Origin of the sequence: Marinobacter sp. NSM, assembly GCF_052380025.1 — a bacterium.
GTDB lineage: Bacteria > Pseudomonadota > Gammaproteobacteria > Pseudomonadales > Oleiphilaceae > Marinobacter.
In genome coordinates this window covers 1-433 of record NZ_JBQTCK010000022.1, presented here as the reverse complement: position 1 = coordinate 433, position 433 = coordinate 1, and the positions used below count along the sequence as shown (strand labels likewise).

Annotated in this window: 1 protein-coding gene; it reads left to right on the top strand. The window is 63.7% G+C overall.

Annotation, left to right across the window (positions count from 1 at the left end):
• Positions 1–433: contractile injection system protein, VgrG/Pvc8 family (locus tag ACTZWX_RS17800; RefSeq protein ID WP_444715053.1), on the top strand; the 433-nt coding region annotated here is incomplete at both ends.

Genomic DNA, 433 nt, shown 5'->3' with positions numbered 1-433 from the left:
CTGGAACAGCCAGTGGACCTGGTGGTGTGGCAAGACGGCCAACCCCTGCGGCGTTTCACCGGCGTAGTGAATGAATTCGTCCGGGGCAATACCGGCCACCGCCGCACTGCCTATGAAGTGGTCATCCAGCCCCCGGCCTGGCGCCTGGGCCTGATGCACAACAGCCGCATCTTCCAGACCCAGACCACCGATGCCATCGTGCGCACCCTGCTCGAAGAGCGGGGCATCATCGATACCGTGTTCGACTTCAAGCGCCCCCCGGAAGAACGGGAATACTGCGTCCAGCACCGGGAAAGCGACCTGCAGTTCATCAACCGCCTGGCCGCTGAAGAAGGCTGGCATTACCGTTACCAGCACGGCAGCGTGGATGGCGAAGAACAACCGGCCCTGATCATCGCCGACCACCACGGCGACGCCCCCAAACTGGACCCGG